At 71.4% G+C, this 21,668-nt stretch carries 20 protein-coding genes and 1 pseudogene; 12 read left to right on the top strand and 9 right to left on the bottom strand.

Annotated elements, in window-relative coordinates; translation table 11 throughout:
- Window positions 1-2: 2 nt before the first annotated feature.
- From ACWC5C_RS30790 to ACWC5C_RS30780, 3 genes are all read right to left on the bottom strand, one after another.
- Window positions 3-2,762: a hypothetical protein gene (locus ACWC5C_RS30790; RefSeq protein WP_450880695.1), complete on the bottom strand. Its 2,760-nt coding sequence runs from the start codon at window positions 2,760-2,762 to the stop codon at window positions 3-5.
- A 180-nt stretch (window positions 2,763-2,942) separates the two neighbouring features.
- Window positions 2,943-3,905, bottom strand: coding sequence for a zinc-binding dehydrogenase (locus ACWC5C_RS30785; protein ID WP_450880694.1), 963 nt, complete (start codon window positions 3,903-3,905; stop codon window positions 2,943-2,945).
- A 137-nt stretch (window positions 3,906-4,042) separates the two neighbouring features.
- Complete coding sequence (locus ACWC5C_RS30780) at window positions 4,043-5,275, bottom strand: NAD(P)-dependent malic enzyme (RefSeq protein ID WP_385440410.1); 1,233 nt, start codon at window positions 5,273-5,275, stop codon at window positions 4,043-4,045.
- Window positions 5,276-5,788: 513 nt separating this feature from the next.
- Here ACWC5C_RS30780 and ACWC5C_RS30775 point away from each other — a divergent pair.
- From ACWC5C_RS30775 to ACWC5C_RS30765, 3 genes are read left to right on the top strand one after another with little or no spacing between them, the layout of a single operon-like run.
- A complete protein-coding gene (locus ACWC5C_RS30775) occupies window positions 5,789-6,751 on the top strand; it encodes an ABC transporter substrate-binding protein (protein WP_450880691.1) in 963 nt (320 codons plus the stop codon).
- Window positions 6,752-6,800: 49 nt separating this feature from the next.
- Window positions 6,801-7,730 (top strand): amino acid ABC transporter permease, encoded by a 930-nt coding sequence (locus ACWC5C_RS30770; protein ID WP_450880689.1) that lies wholly within the window; start codon window positions 6,801-6,803, stop codon window positions 7,728-7,730.
- 4 nt (window positions 7,731-7,734) lie between these two features.
- The gene (locus ACWC5C_RS30765) at window positions 7,735-8,496 is read left to right on the top strand and encodes an amino acid ABC transporter ATP-binding protein (protein ID WP_385440415.1); all 762 of its coding nucleotides are present in this window, start codon (window positions 7,735-7,737) and stop codon (window positions 8,494-8,496) included.
- Window positions 8,497-8,591: 95 nt separating this feature from the next.
- On the opposite strand, the gene ACWC5C_RS30760 is transcribed toward ACWC5C_RS30765, so the two are convergent.
- On the bottom strand, window positions 8,592-9,368 hold the full coding sequence (locus ACWC5C_RS30760; protein ID WP_450880687.1) for a class I SAM-dependent methyltransferase: 777 nt from the start codon (window positions 9,366-9,368) through the stop codon (window positions 8,592-8,594).
- A 101-nt stretch (window positions 9,369-9,469) separates the two neighbouring features.
- Here ACWC5C_RS30760 and ACWC5C_RS30755 point away from each other — a divergent pair, with 101 nt between their 5' ends.
- Window positions 9,470-10,156, top strand: a complete 687-nt coding sequence (locus tag ACWC5C_RS30755; RefSeq protein ID WP_450880685.1) for a CGNR zinc finger domain-containing protein — start codon at window positions 9,470-9,472, stop codon at window positions 10,154-10,156.
- On the opposite strand, the pseudogene sodX reads toward ACWC5C_RS30755, so the two are convergent.
- Window positions 10,093-10,524 (bottom strand): annotated as a pseudogene (gene sodX, locus ACWC5C_RS30750) (nickel-type superoxide dismutase maturation protease); the annotation flags it as partial. The gene ACWC5C_RS30755 and the pseudogene sodX sit on opposite strands and share 64 nt — an antisense overlap.
- A 177-nt stretch (window positions 10,525-10,701) precedes the next feature.
- On the opposite strand from sodX, the gene sodN reads away from it, so the two are divergent.
- From sodN to ACWC5C_RS30735, 3 genes are all read left to right on the top strand, one after another.
- Window positions 10,702-11,097: a superoxide dismutase, Ni gene (gene sodN, locus ACWC5C_RS30745; protein ID WP_450880683.1), complete on the top strand. Its 396-nt coding sequence runs from the start codon at window positions 10,702-10,704 to the stop codon at window positions 11,095-11,097.
- A 130-nt stretch (window positions 11,098-11,227) separates the two neighbouring features.
- Entirely contained in the window at window positions 11,228-13,621 is a 2,394-nt protein-coding gene (locus tag ACWC5C_RS30740) for a SpoIIE family protein phosphatase (protein ID WP_450880852.1), read from the top strand.
- A 122-nt stretch (window positions 13,622-13,743) separates the two neighbouring features.
- Entirely contained in the window at window positions 13,744-14,955 is a 1,212-nt protein-coding gene (locus tag ACWC5C_RS30735; RefSeq protein WP_450880681.1) for a serine hydrolase domain-containing protein, read from the top strand.
- 21 nt (window positions 14,956-14,976) lie between these two features.
- Here ACWC5C_RS30735 and ACWC5C_RS30730 read toward each other — a convergent pair whose 3' ends face one another.
- Window positions 14,977-15,996 carry a LysR family transcriptional regulator gene (locus ACWC5C_RS30730; protein ID WP_450880679.1) on the bottom strand — a complete coding sequence of 340 codons (1,020 nt, stop codon included), beginning with the start codon at window positions 15,994-15,996 and terminating at the stop codon, window positions 14,977-14,979.
- Between the two features lie 273 nt (window positions 15,997-16,269).
- Between ACWC5C_RS30730 and snpA the strand changes: the two genes are divergently transcribed.
- Complete coding sequence (gene snpA, locus ACWC5C_RS30725; RefSeq protein ID WP_450880677.1) at window positions 16,270-16,938, top strand: snapalysin; 669 nt, start codon at window positions 16,270-16,272, stop codon at window positions 16,936-16,938.
- A gap of 248 nt (window positions 16,939-17,186) precedes the next feature.
- Window positions 17,187-17,390: a hypothetical protein gene (locus ACWC5C_RS30720; RefSeq protein WP_450880675.1), complete on the top strand. Its 204-nt coding sequence runs from the start codon at window positions 17,187-17,189 to the stop codon at window positions 17,388-17,390.
- A 4-nt stretch (window positions 17,391-17,394) separates the two neighbouring features.
- Here the strand turns inward: ACWC5C_RS30720 and ACWC5C_RS30715 are convergent, their stop codons facing one another.
- Window positions 17,395-17,859: an STAS domain-containing protein gene (locus ACWC5C_RS30715; protein WP_450880673.1), complete on the bottom strand. Its 465-nt coding sequence runs from the start codon at window positions 17,857-17,859 to the stop codon at window positions 17,395-17,397.
- A gap of 222 nt (window positions 17,860-18,081) precedes the next feature.
- Window positions 18,082-18,474: an STAS domain-containing protein gene (locus ACWC5C_RS30710; RefSeq protein WP_450880671.1), complete on the bottom strand. Its 393-nt coding sequence runs from the start codon at window positions 18,472-18,474 to the stop codon at window positions 18,082-18,084.
- Between the two features lie 300 nt (window positions 18,475-18,774).
- On the opposite strand from ACWC5C_RS30710, the gene ACWC5C_RS30705 reads away from it, so the two are divergent.
- The 3 genes from ACWC5C_RS30705 to ACWC5C_RS30695 all read left to right on the top strand — a co-directional run bounded on the left by ACWC5C_RS30705 (window position 18,775) and on the right by ACWC5C_RS30695 (window position 20,933).
- The gene (locus ACWC5C_RS30705; protein ID WP_450880669.1) at window positions 18,775-19,413 is read left to right on the top strand and encodes an HAD family acid phosphatase; all 639 of its coding nucleotides are present in this window, start codon (window positions 18,775-18,777) and stop codon (window positions 19,411-19,413) included.
- Between the two features lie 143 nt (window positions 19,414-19,556).
- Window positions 19,557-20,495, top strand: a complete 939-nt coding sequence (locus ACWC5C_RS30700) for a beta-ketoacyl-ACP synthase III (protein WP_450880667.1) — start codon at window positions 19,557-19,559, stop codon at window positions 20,493-20,495.
- 66 nt (window positions 20,496-20,561) lie between these two features.
- Complete coding sequence (locus ACWC5C_RS30695) at window positions 20,562-20,933, top strand: VOC family protein (RefSeq protein WP_450880665.1); 372 nt, start codon at window positions 20,562-20,564, stop codon at window positions 20,931-20,933.
- 16 nt (window positions 20,934-20,949) lie between these two features.
- Here the strand turns inward: ACWC5C_RS30695 and ACWC5C_RS30690 are convergent, their stop codons facing one another.
- A complete protein-coding gene (locus tag ACWC5C_RS30690; protein WP_450880663.1) occupies window positions 20,950-21,663 on the bottom strand; it encodes a helix-turn-helix domain-containing protein in 714 nt (237 codons plus the stop codon).
- Between the last annotated feature and the right edge of the window lie 5 nt (window positions 21,664-21,668).

Here is a 21,668-nt window from a genome sequence, read left to right as displayed (position 1 = left end):
GCTCAGTCGTCCCCCTTGCTGTCTCGCTGGTCGCGCGGACAGTCGAACGCGCTCCTGGGCCCCCAGCTCTTCGCCTCGTCGCCGCTGTCGCGTATCCCGCATTCCAACGCGACCTCCGGCGACGCGCCCCTGGTGTCATGCAGGATGAGCAGCCGCTTGTTGACGGGCACCTTGGCGCCCTGGCCGAAGATCAGCGAACCGGTGGCCCCTCGCAGCCCCTCCGCTCCGCCCACCCCCTGCTCCAGCTCCGACTGCACCCCGCCCCGCCCGAAGGGCGCCGTGCCCGCGCTCTGGTACGCCGCGTTGATCCCCTCGGACAGCACCCCGAGCGCGTCCCAGGCGAGCGGCACCCGGGCGTCGTTGCTCCACAGGTCGCTCCCGTAGGCGGCGGCGTACCTCCGGTGGAAGTCGTCGCCCTTCACATTGGGCGAGTTGTCCTCCGCCAGGGCCTGTGCCGCGTAGTACAGCCGCAGTCTGAGGTGCTTCTCGCTGGGGCGCTGCTGCTCGACCACCGCGTTGTCGAGGTCGTTGCCGCCGAGCACGGTCGACTGGCCGTTGCAGCTGGTACGGCGGTCGAAGTCGTCGAGGAGGTTCTCGAACTCATGGGCGCGGGCCGCCCAGTACACCACCGTGCGCGGTTCCTCCTTGAGCCTCCGGCATATGCTGTCGGCCATCTGGGAGGTGTGGGATACCCATTCGTCCCCTCGGCCTCTGTGTCCGGGCGGTGGCGCGGCGGAGGGGCGCTGGACCGGATACCAAATGCGGTGGACGTCCTTGAACGCCTCCGCGAACCGGTCGCTCAGATTCGCGCTGTAGATGTCGGTCGGATCCCCGATCACCACCGCCTTCCTGGCGGGGGCGCAGGTCCCGGGCGCGGTCTGCACGATATTGGCGTGCCGCGCGAAGTCGGCCGCGATGCGCGCCTCCCGGTGGTTGTCGGGGGCGACCTGACGGTACATCGGCGAGCGCTGCATCTCCTCGGCGGTCGCGGCGGTGCCGACCATGGGCAGCCCGGCCTCGGTGAGGATGTCCCGGGCCTTCAGCGTGCCCGGGCGGCTCTGGCCGAGGCCGACCACGCCCAGGATCTGTTCCCCGTCCCCGGCGCGCTCGGCGGCCTTGACCTCCTTCTTGAGTGCCTCGGCCGCCGCGGGTGCCTGGGAGAAGCGCTCGCCCGCGTCCATCAGGCGGACCTTCAGCCAGACCTTGCTGCTCTTCTGCTGGGCCGCCTGTTCGTTGATCTCCTCCTGGGCCAGCGCGATGCCGCGCACCTCGGGGATGGCGCCGCTGTACTTGGCCTCGTCCCAGTCAGCGGCGGTCACCGGCACGCCCAGATAGCCGACCGTCCGGACGACGGCGCCGGACCGGGCGGCCTTGTCGGCCCGGTCGTTCTGCCGGGTGATCGCGGCCACCACGTCGCCGTAGACCTCCCGCGGGCTCCGGTTCGGAGGGCTGCTCCGCCCGCCGCCGTCACCACCGGCCTTCGACGGGCCACCGGACGCGGATGGCGAACCGGACGCGGACGCCGCCGGGGACGCCGACGCGGCCGGGGACGCCGACGCGCCGCTGCCGCCGAGGCAGGCGGTGTCGCTGCTCTCCGTCAGCCGGGCCAGGGCGTAGCCGCCGAGCAGCCCGAGCACGGTGACGCCCGCCACCGCCGCGACGGCGGCCTCCACCAGCGGTGCCCCATCCGAACGGCTCCTGCCGACGGCGATCTCCGGATAGCGGCCGAGCCAGCGGGCCGCGTCCTCGTCGTCCCCCTGCGGCTCGACGAGCACGCGGACGACCCTGGCGCCGCCCGCGCCGGTGGTCCCGATCCAGGACTTCAGCGTGATGGCCGCTTCGGCGAAGCTCTCCGTGCGCTCCCGGCCCGGGCGCACCGCGGCCACCAGCATCACCCCGGTGGCCCCCGTCTGCTCGACCGCCCGGGGGAACTGCTCCAGCAGCCGCCCGGTGTCGTCACCGATGGCCGGGGGCTGCGGGAAGACGAGCACGACGCGATGGCGGCGGCGCCGCCCCCAGGGCGAGAGCCGGGGATGGCGGAAGGCCCGCTCCAGGTCGGCGAGCAGGGCCCGCAGCAGCACATCCACGATCGGCTCGCGCCGCGCGGCGCCGGGCGCGCCCACGGTCAGCCGACAGGCGTCGGCGAAGAACCCGGGCCCGCCCTCGGGCAGTTCGGCCCAGGCGCGGTACCAGCTGCCCTTGCGGGTCATCCGGCGGCCATGGCGCCGCCCGTACCACCAGCGCGGCAGCAGGCCGAACAGCGGGCGGCGCAGCCAGTACCAGGCGGTGCCCGGGATGCTCGGCGGCGGCTCCTCCCCGCCGCTCACGGCCTGCAGGGCGCGCAGGAACACCGATCTGGCGCAGTGCGCCTCGTAGCTCCGGTTGCGCAGCTCGGTGGCCAGCGCGCCGGGCGGGCATCCGGCGAGGTCGGACTCGACGATGCCGCACATCAGCCGGAACTGAGGCAGCCGCAGTCGGCCGAAGCCGCCCGGCCGGTTGCGCAGCAGCTCTTCCTCGATCTTCTGGAACGTCACCCCCACGTGCTCCTGGCGCGGGGCCTCGGCCTCGCCCGCCACTTGCGCGAACGGAACGCGGGCGCGGCCGCCCGCGCTGAAGCGCGCGCACAAGCCGTCCGCGATCCGCCCGGCCTCGGGCCCCTCGGCCAACTGGGTGAGCAGGATCTGCGGCGCCGGGCCGCGGCGGCCCGGCGGCAGGGTGACGAGCTGTTCGAACGCGTCGACCAGCAACTCGATTTTGGGCAAAGGCGGTACTGAAGCAGTCATGTGCATCCCCCCGGCACGATTATCCGCGCCAACTCCGGAGAGCACCAGACTCTTTACTCAGAGTGATGGCAATACATCACTCTCGACCGTGAACGATCGAACCGGTGTGCAATACAGGCCGAAAAAGACCGCCCGTCAGCCTGCCCGGCGGTCAGCCCGTCAGACCGTCAGCACCACCTTGCCGAACAGATCCCCGCCCGCCATCTTCTCGAACCCTTCGCGCGCCCGGTCCAGCGGCAGCACCGAGTCGATCACCGGCCGCACTCCCCGCGCGGCGCAGAAGCTCAGCAGGTCCTCCAGCTCGTCCTTGCCGCCCATCGTCGACCCGACGACCTTCAGCTCCAGGAAGAAGATCCTGTTCAGCTCGGTGGCCTGCGGGTTGGGGCCGCTGGTGGCGCCCGAGATGACGAGGGTGCCGCCCGGCTTGAGCGACTTCACCGAATGCGACCAGGTCGCGGCGCCGACCGTCTCGATCACCGCGTCCACCCGCCGCGGCAGCCGCTCCCCCGGCTCGTACGCCCCCTCGGCGCCCAGCTCGACCGCGCGCTTGCGCTTCGCCTCGTCCCGGCTCGTCGCGACCATCCGCAGCCCGGCGGCCGCGCCCAGCACGATCGCGGCGGTGGCCACGCCGCCGCCCGCGCCCTGCACCAGCACGCTGTCGCCAGGGCGTACGCCCGCGTTGGTGAACAGCATGCGGTAGGCGGTCAGCCAGGCCGTCGGGAGGCAGGCGGCCTCCTCGAAGGACAGCTCCTTGGGCTTGGGCAGCAGATTCCAGGTGGGGACGGTGACCTTCTCCGCGAAGGTGCCCTGGTAGCGCTCGGTGAGGATGGTGCGGGGCTCATGCGGTCCGACGCCGTGACCGCTCTGGCCGATGACCGAGTGGAGGACGACCTCGTTGCCGTCCTCGTCGATCCCGGCGGCGTCACAGCCGAGGATCATCGGCAGCGACTCCTCGCCGAGTCCGACCCCGCGCAGCGACCACAGATCGTGGTGGTTGAGCGAGGCGGCCTTGACGTTGACGGTCGTCCAGCCGGGGCGTGCCTCCGGCTCGGGGCGCTCGCCCAGTTCGAGGCCGCTGAGCGGCTGGTCACGGTCGATACGTGCGGCGTAGGCAGCGAACATGATCCCGACCATAGGCCGGAGCGGAAGTGGACGGAACCACGCCGCGATGTGAGTCACACCGCCCGGCTACAACAGCAGGGGCCGGGCCGCCCCGTGGACGGCCCGGCCCGTTCAGCTGCTTCGGCGCTGCCGCTGGGTCAGCGGCGCGCCACGCCCTCCGCGCGGGCGGCGGCGGCCACGGCCGCGGTCACGGCCGGGGCGACCCGCTCGTCGAACGGCGACGGGATGACCTTGTCCGCGCTCAGCTCGTCGGCCACGACGGAGGCCAGCGCCTCGGCGGCGGCGAGCTTCATGCCCTCGGTGATCCGGGAGGCCCGGACCTGGAGGGCACCGGCGAAGATGCCGGGGAAGGCGAGCACGTTGTTGATCTGGTTCGGGAAGTCGCTGCGCCCGGTGGCGACCACGGCCGCGTGCTGGTGGGCGACCTCGGGGTGGATCTCCGGGTTGGGGTTGGCCATCGCGAAGATGAAGGCGCCGGGCGCCATCTTCGCGACCGCTTCCTCCGGCACCGTGCCGCCGCTGACGCCGATGAAGACGTCGGCGCCGTCCATCGCGGTCTCCAGCGAACCGGTGAGCCCCGCCTTGTTGGTGAAGCCCGCCAGCTCGCGCTTGACCTCGGTCAGGTCCTCGCGGTCCGCGGAGACGACGCCCTTGCGGTCGCAGACCGCGACGTCCCCGATGCCCGCCTCGGTGAGGATCCGGGCGATGGCCACACCGGCGGCGCCCGCGCCGGAGATGACGGCGCGCAGCTGGCCGAGGGCGCGGTCGGTCAGCTTGGCCGCGTTGCGCAGCGCGGCCAGCGTGACGACAGCCGTACCGTGCTGGTCGTCATGGAAGATCGGGATGTCGACGCGCTCCTGGAGCTTGCGCTCGATCTCGAAGCAGCGGGGCGCGGAGATGTCCTCCAGATTGACGCCGCCGAACGAGGGCGCGAGCCGGACGACGGTCTCGACGATCTCGTCCACGTCCCGGCAGTCGAGCGCGATCGGCACCGCGTCCACACCGCCGAACTGCTTGAAGAGGATCGCCTTGCCCTCCATGACCGGAAGGGATGCCTCCGGACCGATGTCGCCGAGCCCGAGGACGGCGCTGCCGTCCGTCACCACGGCCACGACCTGGGACTTCCAGGTGTAGTCATGGACGAGTTCCGGCTGCTCCGCGATCGCGCTGCAGACCTTCGCGACGCCCGGCGTGTAGGCGAGGGACAGATCGTCCCGGTCGCGCACGGGCACGGTCGCCTGGACGGCCATCTTGCCGCCGCGGTGCAGCGCGAACGCGGGGTCGAAGGGCTCTCCGTCGGTCACTCCGTCGGCTCCTTCGCCGCTGTCGCTTGCCTTGTCGCTGCGAGGATTCACCATCTCCGCTGCCACTTTTAGACCCCTTTGTCGTTTTCTGTCGAGGGTAACCGCCCCGGGTTGGGAGCGGGCGGGCACCGCGTCCGGTGCCGCGTGGCGGATATCCGCCACGCGGAATCAGATACGGACGCCGGGCGCGTCGCACTCGCGCCCTGAGCCCCGGATGAGGGGTGTAGCCGTCTGTTCTACCGGAAGCGTGTGCCCAGAACGAACGTCTTCCGTTGCGGTGGTGTTCGGAAAGTTCTCATAACCGTCGGAAGCGGTCGAAGCGGCTCCGGATATGCATGCCGCCGTCACACGTCATTCGCCGCATGATCACAATTTCGTACCGCTCTCCGCACCTGGGCTGTACAGCCCGGTGTCCGTTTCCTGTGCACCACGGGGATCGCCCGTTATCCGATTTTGACACGGAAGCCCACCCGGGCGTGCCCGTCCAGATGGCAAGATGCCCCAATCACACGAGATCGCGACACCCACACGCGTGTTCCCGACCCTCGGACACCCCCTCACCCTGCCGGAGGAACCAGCATGACCGCCAGCTTCACGCGTCGCCGGGTCACCACGAAGTCCCGGGCGGCCGCTGTCGGCGCAGTCGCGGTCGTGGGAGCCCTGTTGCTGACGGGCTGTGGCGACCAGACCGACCAGGCGAAAACGGGAGGTTCCGGCAACGCGGCCGAGAAGGGGCCGCTCTTCAGCAAGCTGCCGAAGAAGATCCAGGACGCGGGTGTGGTGAAGGTCGGCTCGGACATCAACTACCCGCCGGTCGAGTTCAAGAAGAACGGCAAGGTCATGGGGCTCGACCCGGACCTGGCGGACGCGCTCGGCAAGGTCCTCGGCGTCCGGTTCGAGTTCAACAACGCCACGTTCGACACCCTGCTGTCCGGTCTGCGGTCGCAGCGCTACGACATCGCCATGTCGGCCATGACCGACAACAAGGGCCGTCAGGACGGTGTCGACCCGGACACCGGCAAGAAGGCCGGCGAGGGTGTCGACTTCGTCGACTACTTCACCGCCGGTGTCTCGATCTACACCAAGAAGGGCGACGACCAGGGGATCAAGACCTGGGACGACCTGTGCGGCAAGAAGATCGTCGTGCAGCGCGGCACCGTCTCGCACGACCTCGCCAAGGCGGAGTCGAAGAAGTGCGAGCAGGGCGGCAAGAAGAAAATCGCGGTCGAGGCGTTCGGCAATGACACCGAGGCCCAGACCCGGCTGCGCGGCGGGGGTGCCGCGGCCGGTTCCAGCGACTTCCCGGTCGCCGCGTACGCGGTGAAGACCTCCGGCGGCGGCAAGGACTTCCAGCTGGTCGGCGAGCAGGTGGACGCGGCCCCGTACGGCATCGCGACCTCCAAGGACAACACCGAGCTGCGCGACGCCCTCCAGCAGGCGCTCGCCCTCATCATCGCGAACGGCGACTACGACAAGATCGTCGCGAAGTGGGGCGTCAAGGAGGGCGCGGTCACCAAGGCCATCATCAACGGCGGCAAGTGACCCCGGCCGACCCTGACGCTCGCGCGCTCGCGCTGAAAGGCACTCATCCGTGACAACGAAGCTCGACAAGACGGGACCGGCCGGCGCCCCGTCTCCCGCACCGGAGAACATCAAAGCCATCCCGGTGCGGCACTACGGCCGCTGGATCTCCGCGGTCATCACCATCGCCTTGCTGGCGATGCTCATCTACGCCTTCGCCAAGGGCGATGTGAACTGGGACGCCATCCCGGACTACTTCTTCGACCAAGAAGTCCTCAAGGGCGTCCGCAACACCATCTGGATCACCATCCTCTCGATGGTGCTCGGCGTGGCCCTCGGCATCGTCCTGGCCGTCATGCGGCTGTCGAAGAACCCGGTGACGTCCTCCATCGCCTGGGGGTACATCTGGTTCTTCCGCGGCACCCCGGTCTATGTGCAGCTGCTGGTGTGGTTCAACCTGGGGCTGGTCTTCAAGTACATCAACATCATGCCGATCTACAAGGACGAGTGGTCGGACTTCATGACCCCGTTCCTGGCCGCCCTGCTGGGCCTCGGGCTGAACGAGGCCGCGTACATGGCGGAGATCTGCCGGGCGGGCATCCAGTCGGTCGACGAGGGCCAGACCGAGGCCGCCCAGGCGCTGGGCATGAGCCACACCAAGACCCTGCGCCGGGTCGTCCTGCCGCAGGCCATGCGGGTGATCGTGCCGCCGACCGGCAACGAGTTCATCAACATGCTCAAGACCACCTCACTGGTGATCGCGGTCCAGTACTGGGATCTCTTGCAGGCCACCTCGGGCATCGGCCAGAACACGGGCGCCACCGCGGAGATGCTCTTCCTCGCCGCCGCCTGGTACCTGATCCTCACCTCGGTGCTGAGCGTGGGCCAGTACTACCTGGAGCGCTACTACGCGCGCGGCACCACCCGCAACCTGCCCGCGACGCCGCTGCAGCGCATCCGGGTCAACCTGCTGTCCGGCTCCAACCGCCAGGGGATGTGAGCGTATGAACGCCATGGTGAAGGCGGAGGGCGTCCACAAGTCCTTCGGCGCCGTACAGGTCCTCAAGGGCATCGACCTGGAGGTCGCCCCGCGTGAGGTGTTCTGCCTGATCGGTCCGTCCGGCTCCGGGAAGTCCACGTTCCTGCGCTGCATCAACCACCTGGAGAAGATCAACTCCGGGCGGCTGTACGTGGACGGCGACCTGGTCGGCTACCGGCAGAAGGGCGACAAGCTCTACGAGCTGAAGGACCGCGAGGTCGCCGCCAAGCGCCGCGACATCGGCATGGTCTTCCAGCGCTTCAACCTCTTCCCGCACATGACCGCGCTGGAGAACGTGATCGAGGCGCCGATGCAGGTCAAGCGGGAGACCAAGGCGGTCGCCCGGGAGCGCGCGCTGAAGCTGCTGGACCGGGTGGGCCTCGCCGACAAGGCGGGCAACTACCCCTCACAGCTCTCCGGCGGCCAGCAGCAGCGGGTCGCGATCGCGCGGGCGCTGGCCATGGAGCCGAAGCTGATGCTCTTCGACGAGCCGACCTCGGCGCTCGACCCGGAGCTGGTCGGGGACGTCCTCGACGTCATGCGCGGGCTCGCGGAGGACGGCATGACGATGATCGTCGTCACCCATGAGATGGGCTTCGCCCGGGAGGTCGGGGACTCGGTCGTCTTCATGGACGACGGAGTGGTCGTGGAGGCCGGACTTCCGCGCGAGGTGCTGACGAACCCGCAGCACGAGCGGACGAAGTCCTTCCTGTCGAAGGTGCTGTAGGTGCTGTAGGTGCTGTAGGCATACGACAGGCGCTCTAGACATACGACGCGAGGGCGGTACGGGTGCGATGCCCCGTACCGCCCTCGCGCGTCGCGTTACTTGAGCCCGAGCACCATCGCGTCCGAGACCGAGCACCACACGGACCGCGCCTCGGCGAACCCCGCCTCGCGCAGCGCGTCCGCGTGCCAGGCGGCGGGCTGCACCTCGCCGTCCGCGTGGTCGCCGTCCGCCGGGTTGCCGAAGATCGTGAACCGTTCGGCGACCGGCTCCGCCAGCACCGGGTCCACCGCGGCGGCGCCCCACCAGTCGACCCAGTCCTGCGCGCCCTCGGCCTTGGCCCGCGCCTGCCGCTCCTTGCGGTACGTACGGTCGGCGTCGTTGAGCCGGGGCGTGTCCGGGTCCGGCATATGGTCGGCGTTCAGGAACACTCCGCCGTCCCGGACGACCTCCGCCACCTGGCCGTACAGCGCCCGGAGTTCATCGGAGCCCAGCCAATGAAGGGCCGTGGCGGTGAGCACCGCGTCGTACGTCGGGTGCGGCAGCCGCCCCGTCCATCCGGGGTCGCGCAGGTCCACGCTGACGAAGGTGATGCGGCCGTCCCCCGCGAAGTAACCGCGCGCGATGGCCAGCAGCGCGGGGTCCAGATCGACGCCGGTGCTGGTGGCGCCGGGGAAGCGGCGCAGCGCCCGATCCGAGATACTGCCCGTGCCGCACGCGAGGTCGAGGATTCTCGGCTCCGGTCCGACCAGCGCCTCGACCGTGTCGAGCATCGCCCGGAACCGCTCCTCACGATCGGGGAGGTACCACTCCTGCTGCCGGTCCCAGCTCCGTTGCCACGCCTGCCAGTCCGCCGCGGCGAGGGTGTCCGTCATCGCTCTCCTCCACGCTGTCGTACGTAATACCCTGGCGCGTAGAGCGCCCATTACCCGACCTGACCAGAACCGACCCTAGACCGCCCCCGTAAGGACCACAAGTGGAACTGGCTTATTACTCAGATCTCGCCGTGCGTCTGGTCAACAGCGAGGAGCCCGCACGCGGCACCGACGCGCTCACCTCGGTCGACGCCGTACGCACCCTCTTCGGGGAGAGCCGCCAGGCGGCCCGGCGCGCGACGGACGCCGACGTCACCCGGCTGCGGTCGGTCCGGGCCCGGCTGCGCGCGGTCTTCGAGGCGGCGGCGGAGGGGGACGAGGAGCTGGCCGTGGATCTGCTCAACGCGCTGCTCATCGAGTTCCCGGTGAGCCCGCAGATCTCCGGGCACGAGCTGCGGGACGAGGACGGCCGCCCCAACTGGCACATGCACATCGCCGACTACGCCGCCAACGCCGGTGCCGGATTCGCCGCGACCGCCTCCATGGGGCTCGCGTTCCACCTCACCGAGCTGGGCGCCGACCGGCTCGGCATCTGCGAGGCCCCGCCCTGCCGCAACGTCTATCTCGACACATCGACAAATCGATCCCGGCGCTACTGTTCCGATCGCTGCGCCACCCGCGCCAACGTCGCCGCCTACCGCGCCCGTAAACGCCTCGACGCGGGCCGCCCGGCCGACTCCGCCGACTCCGCGCCCGACCCGGGCGCGACGTCCCTGGCCCGCGACTTCGACCGGACGGGCCGCACCGCGGAGACCGCCCACGACAGCAGCCCGGCCATCGACCGCTGACCCCGGCCCCCGGGCCGCCCCGGCAGCGGCCGCACCCGCAACCACGCGCGGGCCACCACCAGCTCGTCCGGTACGACGCCGAACTCCCGGCTGTCGTTCTTCACGTCCGGGTTGTCCCCCATCACCCACCAGCCGCCCTCGCGCCGCTCCACCGCGCGCTTCACGATGAGCAGGTCCTGCCGGAAGGGATGCCGGAGCACCACCACGTCCCCCGGCCGCACGGGCACCCCGTACCGCACCACCAACTGGTCGCCCGGATACAGCGACGGCCGCATCGACGGGTTGTACACCTCGGCCAGCCCCATCCGCAGCAGGCCGTGCTGCTCGCGGTCCTTCTCCTGCCCGCGATCGTGCAGCTGCTCCTGCATCACGGCACCTCCGGTCCGTACGCCACCGTCCACCCTCACCATCGCAGGTCACCGCCCCAGGCACCCCGGAGTGTCACCGGACTTTTGACCTAAGCCTCCCGGCCCGCCCGAGAAAAGCCTTCCCACACGGAGTAATCTCGCACCTGAGAAGACGATCACGAATGGAAGGACAGCTCTATGCTCTCCCGCCTGTTCGCCCCCAAGGTTCAGGTCAGCGCTCACTGCGACCTGCCCTGCGGCGTGTACGACCCGGCCCAGGCCCGCATCGAGGCCGAGTCCGTCAAGGCCGTACAGGAGAAGTTCCAGGCCAACGAGGACCCGCACTTCCGCGCCCGCGCCACCACCATCAAGGAGGAGCGCGCGGAGCTGGCGAAGCACCACGTCTCGGTGCTGTGGAGCGACTACTTCAAGCCCCCGCACTTCGAGAAGTACCCGGAGCTGCACCAGCTGATCAACGAGACCCTGAAGGCGCTCAGCGCCGCCAAGGGCTCCACCGACCCGGCCACGGGCCAGAAGGCTCTGGACTACATCGCCCAGATCGACAAGATCTTCTGGGAGACCAAGAAGGCCTGACCCGGCCTCCGGGGCCGACCGACCGGCCCCTCGCCCGCACCCGGCCCGCCACCGCGGCCGGGTGCGGTCTTCTTTATCCATCGCCGCGTCTATCGCCGCCTACCGCCCTCTCTGGTTGATGCCCCGCCGAATGTGGACGAGGCTGGAACACGTGGACGAAGCGGGCGCGGCGCGGGTCACCGTCGGCGGTGACGCCACGGTGACCGGCTGGAACGACGGTGCCCGGCGGCTGCTCGGATATCCGCCGTCGGAGGTGGTCGGGCGCCCCGCCACGGAGCTGCTGGCCGAACCGGTCTGGAGCGTGGCGGAGCGGGCCCGGGCGGTACGGGCGCGCTGGCACGGCACGCTCGCGCTGCGCCACCGCGACGGGCGGCGGGTGGAGGTGGCGCTGCTGGCCCACCGCACCGGCGACGGCTGGCTGCTGATCGCCCCCGCTCCCGCCGACGACCTCGCGGAGCCCTCCGACGCGAAGCTTCTGACCTGGGCGTACGCCCAGTCGCCCTGCCCCATGGCGATCTACGACACCGATCTGCGGCTGCGCAACGCGAACGCCGAGATGGCGCGCGTCATCGGCCTGCCCGAGGGCGACCTCCAGGGGCTGCGGCTCGCGGACATCGGCGGGAAGCTGCGCAGCGAGGGTCTTGAGGCGCTGATGCGGTATGTGCTGCGGACCGGCGAACGGCGCCATGTGGAGACGTATCCGCGCACCGGGGGCGAGGCGCGGGAGCACGCCTGGTCCGCCCACTTCGCGCCGCTGAAGACCAGGGACGGTGAGGTGCACGGCGTGTGCCTGGCGGCGCACGACATCACCGAGCAGTACCGGGCCCGGCAGCGGCTGCTCCTGCTGAGCGAGGCCAGCGTACGGATCGGCAGCACCCTGGACATCAACCGCACCGCGCAGGAGCTGGCCGACGTATGCGTACCGCGGCTGGCCGACTTCGTCACCGTCGAGCTGCTGGACCGGCTCGACCAGGACGCGGAGCCGCCGTCCGGCCCGCTCTCCGGCCCGGTCGTGCTGCGCCGCACCGCCCGGAAGTCGGTCATCGAGGGGTGCCCGGAGACGGTGGTCGAGCCGGGGCAGGTGGACACCTATCCGGAGGTCTCGCCGATGGCCGAGTGCCTGGTGGCGGGGCGGCCCATCATCTACACCACCGACGACCCCGTCATCAGTGCGTGGATGGCCCTGAAACCGGCCCGCGGCGCCAAGATCGAGGAGTTCGGCATCCACTCGATCATGTCGGTGCCGATCCGGGCCAGGGGAACCACCCTCGGGGTGGCCGTGTTCATCCGCCACCGCAGCCCCGGGCCGTTCACCCAGGACGACGTGCTGCTGGCCGAGGAGATCACCACACGGGCCGCGGTCTGTGTGGACAACGCGCGCCGCTTCACCCGGGAGCGCGACACCGCGCTGGCCCTGCAGCGCAGTCTGCTGCCGCAGGCGGTGCCCCGGCCGTCCGCGGTGGAGGTGGCGTCCCGCTATCTGCCCGCCGGGCCGTACACCGCGGCGGGCGGCGACTGGTTCGATGTGATCCCGCTGTCCGGCGCGCGGGTCGCCCTGGTGGTCGGCGACGTGGTCGGCCACGGCATCCAGGCGTCGGCCACCATGGGACGGCTGCGCACCGCGGTACGCACCCTCGCCGACGTCGATCTGCCGCCGGACGAACTCCTCACCCACCTGGACGACTTGGTGATCCATCTGTCCGCCGAGACCGGTGGCGAGGAGTCCACCGGGGACGTGGGCGCCACCTGTCTGTACGCGGTCTACGACCCGGTGTCGCACCGCTGCACCATGGCCGCGGCCGGCCATCCCGCACCGGCCGTGGTCACCCCCGGCGGGGCGGTGGAGTTCGTACCGCTGCCGGTGGGTCCGCCGCTCGGGGTCGGCGGGCTGCCGTTCGAGGCGATGGACCTCGAACTGCCCGAGCACACCGTGCTCGCCCTCTACACCAACGGCCTGGTGGGCGGCTGGGACCGGGATGTGGACGAGGGGCGCGTGCTGCTGGCCGACGCGCTGGCCCACCCCGCCGCCTCGCTGGAGGGCACCTGTGACTCCGTACTGCGCGCGCTGCTGCCCGAGACCGGTGTGCTGGACGACGTCGCCCTGCTGCTCGCCCGCACCCACGCGCTGGACGCGGCGCACGTGGCCACCTGGGACGTGCCCGCCGACCCGGCCTGTGTCGCCCGGTCCCGCCGGGACGTCACCGAGCGGCTGACCGACTGGGGCCTGGACGAGGCCGCGTTCGCCACCGAACTGGTCGTCAGCGAGCTGGTCACCAACGCCATCCGGCACGCGATCCCGCCCATCCAGCTGCGCCTGATCCATGACCACTCGCTGATCTGCGAGGTGTCCGACGCCAGCAACACGGCCCCGCACATGCGCCGGGCCCGCACCTTCGACGAGGGCGGCCGCGGGCTGCTGCTGGTGGCCCAGCTCAGCCGGCGCTGGGGCAGTCGGCAGACCGCGGAGGGCAAGACGATCTGGGCGGAGCAGCCGCTGCCCGGCGCACCGCCCGACCTGGGCTGATCCCCCGCGCGCCGGTGGCTGTCAGTGCCGTGTGGGAGTCTGCACGGGCAGCTCTCACCGGGGCGGCCCGTGCTGGGCGGCTCTCACCGGGCAGCTCTCACCGGACGAACGGGGACACGCGCATGGGCACCGGAGGATTCTCGACCGCGCGGCTGGGCCGGATGCACGACGTCATGGCCCGCCATGTCGAGCAGGGCGAGGCGCCCGGGCTCATCACGGCGCTCAGCAGGCGCGGTGAGACCCATGTCGACGTGCTCGGTACGAAGGCGGTCGGCACCGAGGACCCGATGCGCCGGGACACCATCTTCCGGATCGCCTCGATGACGAAGCCGGTCATCGCGGCCGCCACGATGATCCTGGTCGAGGAGTGTGTGCTGCGGCTGGACGACCCGGTGGACCGGCTGCTGCCCGAGCTGGCCGACCGCAGGGTGCTGCGCCGGATCGACGGACCGCTGGAGGACACCGTTCCGGCGGTCCGCCCGATCACCGTGCGCGATCTGCTGACGTTCCGGCTGGGTTTCGGTCTGCTGATGGCCCCGGAGGACACGTATCCGGTGGCGCGCGCCGCCCAGGAGCTGGGGGTCGGGGTCGGGATGCCGGACCCCACCGAGGCGCCGGACCCCGATGAGTGGCTGCGGCGCCTGGGCACCCTGCCGCTGATGCACCAGCCGGGCGAGAAGTGGCTGTACCACACGGGCTCCCAGGTGCTGGGCGTGCTCATCGCGCGGGCCACCGGCCGCCCGCTGGAGGCGTTTCTGCGGGAGCGGATCTTCGAACCGCTGGGCATGGCGGACACCGGTTTCCACGTACCGCGCGACAAGCTCGGGCGGCTGGCCACCTCGTACCTCGCCGACCCCGAGACCGGGAAGCTCGAACCGTACGACGGGGCCGAGGACAGCCGGTGGGCCGCCCCGCCCGCGTTCCCGGACGGCGGCGGGGGCCTGGTCTCCACGATCGACGACTATCTGGCGTTCGGCCGGATGCTGCTGGACCGGGGGCGGTGCGGCGATGGCGGGCGCGTCCTGTCCCGGCCGTCCGTGGAGCTGATGACGACCGATCAGCTCACCCCCGCCCAGAAGGCGGTGTCCGGCCTCCTCCCCGGGGCGTGGTCCAACGTGGGCTGGGGGTTCGGGGTTTCGGTGGTCACCGGGCGGGACGGCGTCGCGGCGGTGCCGGGCCGGTTCGGCTGGGACGGCGGGCTCGGCACGTCCTGGGCCTCGGATCCCAAGGAGGAGATGGTGGCGGTCCTGCTGACCCAGCGCGCCCAGTTCCCGGCGTTCTCCCCGGTGTACCTCGACTTCTGGACGCTGGCCTACCAGGCGATCGACGACTGAGGCCGCGACACCGAAAGAGCGCTACGCCCCGTCCGACGGGCCCGCGAGGCCGATGTCGCCCGCCGGGACCGGCGTCCGGGCGTCGCGTACGCGCACCAGCGGGCTGTCGTTGCGCACCAGCCACTGGCGGTAGGCGTCGCTCGCCCAGGCGATCTCCAGGTACGCGGTCTCCAACTCGGCGAAGAGCGCGTCGACATCGGCGGAGACGGCCGAGGCGCCCGCGTCCGGCGCGCGCGAGGCCAGATACAGCCCGACCGACAGCGGATCCCCGTGCAGCGGCCGCACCGCCATGCCCGGACGTGACCGGGCCGTGGGCTGGCACGGGGCCACCACCTCCCCGGAGGCGACCAGGTCGGCGGCGGTCAGATAGTCCCCGTACACCACCCGGGGGTTCAGCCCGGCGGCGGTCAGGACCCGGCGCAGCCCGGTCCCCTCGCCGTCCCCCGCGGGGTCGACCATCCACTGGTCGCCCGCGAGGTCCGTGAGCCGCACCACCGGTGCGGCGGCGGCCGGATGCGTCTCGGCGAGGGCCACGAACTGCGGCTCGCGGGCCAGCAGCACCCGGCGCCGCACCCCCTCGGGGACCCGCAGCGGGGCGCCCTCGACCTCGTGGACGAAGGCGGCGTCGAGCTGCTGCGCGGCGACCATCTCCAGCAGGGCGTTCGCGGACACGTCGATGTGGATGGTGGTGTCGGTGTCCGGGAAGCGGGCGCGGAGCCTGCGCAGCCATCCGACCACGGCCCGGCTGCCGGTGCTGCCGACGCGCAGGGCCTCGCCCGCGGTCTGCCCCACCTCCAGCCGGACCTCGCTCACCAGGGCGTTCATATCGGCCACTATGGGCCGGGCCCGGTTCAGCAGGGACCGTCCGAGCGGGGTGGGGCGGCTGCCGGTGACCTCCCGTGAGAACAACCGGCCACCGACGGTGTTCTCGATGCGCCGGAGCTGCGTCGTCAAAGAGGGCTGGGTCATGCCCAGCTGCCGCGCCGCCTTCCGTAGGCTGCCGGTGTCGGCGATGGCGCACAGCGCACGAAGGTGCCTCACCTCGAGCTCCACGGCGGGAGCATAACGGCGCCCTCGCGCGTCACACCAGACACTGAAACCGCGCCAATTCTCCTTTCTGCGGGGCGAGTCGGCGCATCGGGCGGCCAATCGGCCTGCCCGGACCGGGATATGCCATGGGACTATCGCCGGTTGGTATCTCCGCGCCACGCCCGATCTCCTCAAGACTCTGCGGCACCAAGAGTGCATCCCAGGGCTCCCACCGCCGCACCCCACACGGCGGCCGGGGCCCGAGGACGATGAGGAGCCCCCCACGTGACACTTCCCAAGCTGGCGCTGTCCGCGACCCTCGGCCTCGGTCTGGCGGCGAGCCTCGCCGCCGTGCCCGCGTCGGCGGCCACGCCCGAGAACACCCGGTCCACGACGGCCACCACGACCGCCGGGTACGTCCCCGGCGCCGAGGAGAAGGCCGAGACCGACGCCTTCATCAAGGCCGTGATGAAGTCGGCGCTGGCCAAGCGGGCGAAGGCGCCCAGCCTGGCCGCCGCGGTCACCGTCACCTACAGCGCGAGCCAGGCGCCGACCTTCAAGTCGGTGATAGCGCGCAGCACCCAGATATGGAACGCGTCGGTGACCAACGTGAAGCTGCGGGAGGGCAGCAGCCCCGACTTCACCTACCGCGAGGGCAACGATTCCAGAGGCTCGTACGCGAGCACCGACGGCCACGGAAGCGGCTACATCTTCCTGGACTACAAGCAGAACCAGCAGTACGACTCCACGCGGGTCACCGCGCACGAGACCGGCCATGTGCTCGGTCTGCCGGACCACTACTCGGGCCCGTGCAGCGAGCTGATGTCCGGTGGCGGCCCGGGCACGTCCTGCAAGAACTCGCAGCCGAACGCGGCCGAGATCAGCCGCGTGAACCAGCTGTGGGCGAACGGCCTGGCCGCCCTGCAGAAGAAGGACCTGGCCAAGGCCCACTGAGCAGCTGAGCCACCCTTCCGCCCCTGAGCCACTGAGCCCCTGAGCCACTGATCAGGGCACGCCGCCCGCACCCGGACCCCCGACGCCGGTGCGGGCGGCCGGTGTTTTCCCAGAGCGCCGCTCATGGATCGGCCACCGCACGCGGGGCGCTCTCGCGGCCGGGCGGAGGTACGGTGTATTCACCAAGGTTTCGCGCATTTCGGCCGGAATACCTCCAGGCCGGGGCCCGGCCCCAGGGAGTGAACACCATGGAGACCGTCGTCGGCGTGGCCGTGCTCCTGGCGCTGATCGCCGTGGGTGCGCTGCTGATCCACCGGGTCAACGCCCAGACCGGCAACAAGATCGCGCCCGAGCGTCACAGCGTTGCCCCGGCCCGCCATCACCACCGCCACCATCGTCACCACCCCCGCCCCCGCCGCCGCGGCCACCGGATGGCCCCGCCCCGCGTCTGACGGGTCACCCCTCGCCGACCACGTCCTCCAGCGTGGCCACCGGGACGAGCGCGTCGAGCAGCCCGCCCACCCGCAGAGTGCGCAGGATCAGCGGGTCGGCACACACCAGCCGCAGCCGGCCGCCGCGCTCGGCCACCCGCTGGTGGGCGCGGCACAGCAGCCCCAGCCCGGAGCAGTCGAAGAACGTCGTCGGCGTCAGGTCGACCACGACCTCGGGCACCGGGGCGCCCGTGGCGGCGTCCATCGCCGGACCGACCGCCGACAGCCCGGCGATGTCGATCTCACCGTGCAGCGCCACGACGGTGAACCCGCCGACCCGGGACGTACGGGCGTACGGAGCCGGGTCCGGGTGGTCCGGTAAGCGGGATAAGCCACCGGCGGCCGCGTCGGACCCCGGCGCGGCGTCCGGCGTCGCGTGCGACGCCCCCTGCGGCATGGGCGCGCCACGGGGAGCGCCTTGCTGCGACATCACGAATTCCCCTCGGAACGGCACACTGCCCCCTTTCACCGTCCTCGGACTCCCGGAAGCGGGCAGAGTGGAGCGTCGGGTGCGAATCCGCCGGGCCCTGGGTGACGTGCAGGCGAGCGTAAGGGGGTGACCGTCGGTTACAGAGAGAGGGACGCGGCATTCCCCTAGGGAAAAACCCTCGTTCGAGTGAAATACGTTTCTTCCTATTGACGCCTGATCAGCTCAGGCGAGCACATCGCCGCTTCCGCCGCCCGCCGCGTTCCCCGCGCCCACGACCGCCGGTGTCAGATCCTCCAGTACCTCGAAGGCGTCCTCCAGCCGGACCATCCGCAGCAGCCGCAGGAACCGCGGGTCGACGATGACCAGCCGCAGCCTGCCCTCCCGCTCCAGCACACGGTTGCGCAGCCGGCACAGTAACGACAGCCCGGCGCAGTCCAGGAAGGTGACCCGCCGCAGATCCAGCACCAGATCCGGACATCCCGTACGGGCCAGGGAATCGAGCCGTGCGGAGATCCGTTCCGTGGCGAAGATGTCCAGCTCTCCCGCGACCTCAGCGACCGTGACACCGCCCAGCGCACGCACACGGACACCGAAGGCGGGCCGATCATCGAACATGCAAGCCTCCTCGGCAGGGTGGAGGCGCGCGACACCGGAGCTCTGGGGGTGACACGACGTCCGGGCGGGGTGCGTGCACCGCCGGGTCCAGGCCGGCCCTTCAGTACATGACATACCCATCTAACGGCTGACCAGTCAAAGAACGGCCCGGCACGTGTCGTTGGCCTATTTCGGGCCCGGAAAGCCCGCTGAGCGCGAATCGTTACTCATCAGTAAACGCAGCGGTCTTCTCATGTCCACCGTCGAACGTGAGCATGCCACTCGGGGAAACACTTCGACACGACGACGAGGACGGAACCCATGACTGCAGCACGCGCGCGATCACGACGGCTCGGCGTGACGGCGGTGGCCGTGGCCATCGCCATCGGCCTGGGCGGTACGGCCACCACGGCCACCGCCGCGACCACGTCAGCCGCCACGCCGAGCGCCACCAGTGCCACCGCCGCGAAGGTCGACTACGAGACCTGGAAGCGCGATGTGAAGGCCGTCATCGACCAGGCCCGGCCCTACGTCGAGGAGCGCGTCCAGAACCCCGGGGGCCAGAAGCAGGCCATCGTCCTGGACATCGACAACACCTCGCTGGAGTCGGACTTCAAGTTCAGCTACCCGGCGCCCGCCGTGGACCCGGTCCTCCAGCTCTCCCAGTACGCGCAGTCCCGTGGCGTGGCCCTCTTCTTCGTCACCGCGCGCCCCGACATCCTCACCCTGCCCACCCAGTACAACCTGGAGAACGTGGGCTACAAGGTGGCCGGGCTGTACGTACGCGGGCTCGGCGACCTCTTCATGGAGGTCGGCGCGTACAAGACCGCCAAGCGCGTGGAGATCGAGAAGAAGGGCTACACGATCATCGCGAACATCGGCAACAGCGCCACCGACCTGGTGGGCGGCCACGCCGAGAAGACTTTCAAGCTCCCGGACTACGACGGCCAGCTCTCCTGACGTCAAGGCCATGAACGCGGTGGCGGCCGAGTGCCGGAAGGCCGCCACCGCCTGCGGGAAAGGCCGAATCCTCCAGATCTCGGGCCGATTCGTTGGCACCTGCCCACGCTTCGGACGGGCCCGCGTGCCCCAAGACTGGACTGATGACCGGTTCACGCGTACGGGCGCTCGGGCACTACCAGCCCGCGAAGGTGCTCACCAACGACGACCTCGCCGCCATGGTCGACACCAGCGACGAGTGGATCCGCGCGCGGGTCGGGATCCGCACCCGCCATGTGGCACGCCCGGACGAGACGGTGGACGAGATGGCCTCGGCGGCCGCCGCCAAGGCCCTCGCCCACAGCGGCCTCGCCCCCACCGACATCGACATGGTGCTGGTCGCCACGTCCACCGCGATCAACCGCAGCCCCAACATGGCCGCCCGCGTCGCCGCCCGGCTGGGCCTGGCCAGCCCCGCCGCCATGGACATCAACGTGGTGTGCGCCGGGTTCACCCACGCCCTGGCCACCGCCGACCACGCGATACGGGCCGGATCGGCCACCGCCGCGCTGGTCATCGGCGCGGACAAGTTCACCGAGGCCGCCGACTGGACCGACCGCTCCAGCTGCGTCCTGCTGGGCGACGGCGCGGGCGCGGCCGTGGTGACGGCGGACGCGGAGCCGGGCATCGGGCCGGTGGTGTGGGGGTCGGTGCCCGAGCTGGGCAACGCCGTCCGTATCGAGGGCACCCCGCCGCGCTTCGCGCAGGAGGGCCAGTCCGTGTACCGCTGGGCCACCACCCAACTGCCGCCCATAGCCCGCGAGGTGTGCGCCCGGGCCGGGTACGAGCCGGAGGACCTGGCCGGGGTCGTGCTCCACCAGGCCAACCTGCGGATCATCGAACCGGTCGCCCGTAAGCTCGGCGCGGTCAACGCGGTGATCGCGCGCGATGTCGTGGACTCCGGGAACACCTCGGCGGCCAGCATTCCGCTCGCCCTGTCCAAGCTGGTCGAACGCGGCGAGATCCCCTCCGGGAGCCCGGTGCTGCTGTTCGGCTTCGGCGGCAACCTGTCGTACGGCGGCCAGGTCATCAGCTGCCCGTAGAGGTCCCTTGCGCCGGTGTCCGATTCGTTCAAGACCGGCGGCTCGCGGGCTGCCTACGCTGCCCGCATGACACCACGATTCGACGCGATCGGCCTGGTCGTAGCGGACATGGCCGCCTCCCTCGCCTTCTACCGCCTGCTCGGCCTGGACATCCCCGCCGGGGCCGACACCCAGCCGCACGCCGAGGCCACCCTGCCCGGCGGTCTGCGCCTGATGTGGGACGCGGCCGAGACCCCGCCACCGAGCGGGCCCGGACGGATGGCGCTGGCCTTCCTGTGCGACAGCCCGGCCGAGGTGGACGCGGCGTACGCCAAGCTCACGGAAGCGGGCGTACGGGGCTCCCAGGAGCCCTGGGACGCCTTCTGGGGGCAGCGCTACGCCACCCTCCTGGACCCGGACGGCAACCAGGTCGACCTGTTCGCCCCGCTGCCCGCCTGACGGCCCTAAGCGGGGCCTAGGCGGGGCCCAGCAGCCCGCCCAGGGGTACGCCCGCCAGGCCCCGCACCTCGCGGGCCAGATGCGCCTGGTCCGCGTACCCGGCCAGCGCCGCCACCTCCGCGTACGGCACCCCGCCACGGGCCAGCTCCAGCGCGCGGTTCAGCCGCAGCACCCGCCCCAGCGTCTTGGGCCCGTACCCGAAGGCCGCCAGCGACCGCCGGTGCAGCTGCCGCGCGCCCAGGCCCACCACCCGGGCCACCTCCGCCACGCTGCGGCCGCCCGAGAGCCCCGCCACGACCTCGCCCACCACCGGATCGGCGGGCTCCGCGCCCCGCAGCCGGTCCAGCGCCACGGCCTCCAGCACCCGCCCGACCTGCCCGGCCTGCCCGTCGAAGGCCCGCTCCGCCAGGCGGCGCACCTCGGCCTCCGGCCAGAGCGCGGCCAACGGCACCCGCTGATCGCGCAGTTCACAGGCGGGTACGCCCAGCACCGCGGGCCCCGCCCCCGGGGCGAAGCGCAGCCCCACGGCGCGCGTCCCCGCGTCCCCGCCCGCCAGATGCGCGCGGGTATCGGGCCCGGCGACCAGCAGCCTGCCGTCGGCCCAGATCAGATCCGTACAGCCGTCGGGCAGGACCCGCTGCGGCCCGGCGCCGACGGTGCGGGACCACACCACCGCACCGCCGCCGAGCCGCGACGCCCGCTCCCGGTAGTCGCTTCCGCCCTCGCTCAAGGGAC

This window comes from Streptomyces sp. NPDC001700, from assembly GCF_053596435.1.
This window is presented reverse-complemented; position numbering and strand designations above follow the sequence as displayed.

What these genes read in the sequence shown, in the direction of transcription:
- ACWC5C_RS30785 (WP_450880694.1), bottom strand. Translation starts at nt 3,905, where the DNA reads ATGTTCGCTGCCTACGCCGCACGTATCGACCGTGACCAGCCGCTCAGC.
- ACWC5C_RS30775 (WP_450880691.1), top strand. Translation starts at nt 5,789, where the DNA reads ATGACCGCCAGCTTCACGCGTCGCCGGGTCACCACGAAGTCCCGGGCG.
- ACWC5C_RS30765 (WP_385440415.1), top strand. Translation starts at nt 7,735, where the DNA reads ATGAACGCCATGGTGAAGGCGGAGGGCGTCCACAAGTCCTTCGGCGCC.
- ACWC5C_RS30760 (WP_450880687.1), bottom strand. Translation starts at nt 9,368, where the DNA reads ATGACGGACACCCTCGCCGCGGCGGACTGGCAGGCGTGGCAACGGAGC.
- sodN (WP_450880683.1), top strand. Translation starts at nt 10,702, where the DNA reads ATGCTCTCCCGCCTGTTCGCCCCCAAGGTTCAGGTCAGCGCTCACTGC.
- ACWC5C_RS30740 (WP_450880852.1), top strand. Translation starts at nt 11,228, where the DNA reads ATGTGGACGAGGCTGGAACACGTGGACGAAGCGGGCGCGGCGCGGGTC.
- ACWC5C_RS30735 (WP_450880681.1), top strand. Translation starts at nt 13,744, where the DNA reads ATGGGCACCGGAGGATTCTCGACCGCGCGGCTGGGCCGGATGCACGAC.
- ACWC5C_RS30720 (WP_450880675.1), top strand. Translation starts at nt 17,187, where the DNA reads ATGGAGACCGTCGTCGGCGTGGCCGTGCTCCTGGCGCTGATCGCCGTG.
- ACWC5C_RS30715 (WP_450880673.1), bottom strand. Translation starts at nt 17,859, where the DNA reads ATGTCGCAGCAAGGCGCTCCCCGTGGCGCGCCCATGCCGCAGGGGGCG.
- ACWC5C_RS30710 (WP_450880671.1), bottom strand. Translation starts at nt 18,474, where the DNA reads ATGTTCGATGATCGGCCCGCCTTCGGTGTCCGTGTGCGTGCGCTGGGC.
- ACWC5C_RS30705 (WP_450880669.1), top strand. Translation starts at nt 18,775, where the DNA reads ATGACTGCAGCACGCGCGCGATCACGACGGCTCGGCGTGACGGCGGTG.
- ACWC5C_RS30700 (WP_450880667.1), top strand. Translation starts at nt 19,557, where the DNA reads ATGACCGGTTCACGCGTACGGGCGCTCGGGCACTACCAGCCCGCGAAG.
- ACWC5C_RS30695 (WP_450880665.1), top strand. Translation starts at nt 20,562, where the DNA reads ATGACACCACGATTCGACGCGATCGGCCTGGTCGTAGCGGACATGGCC.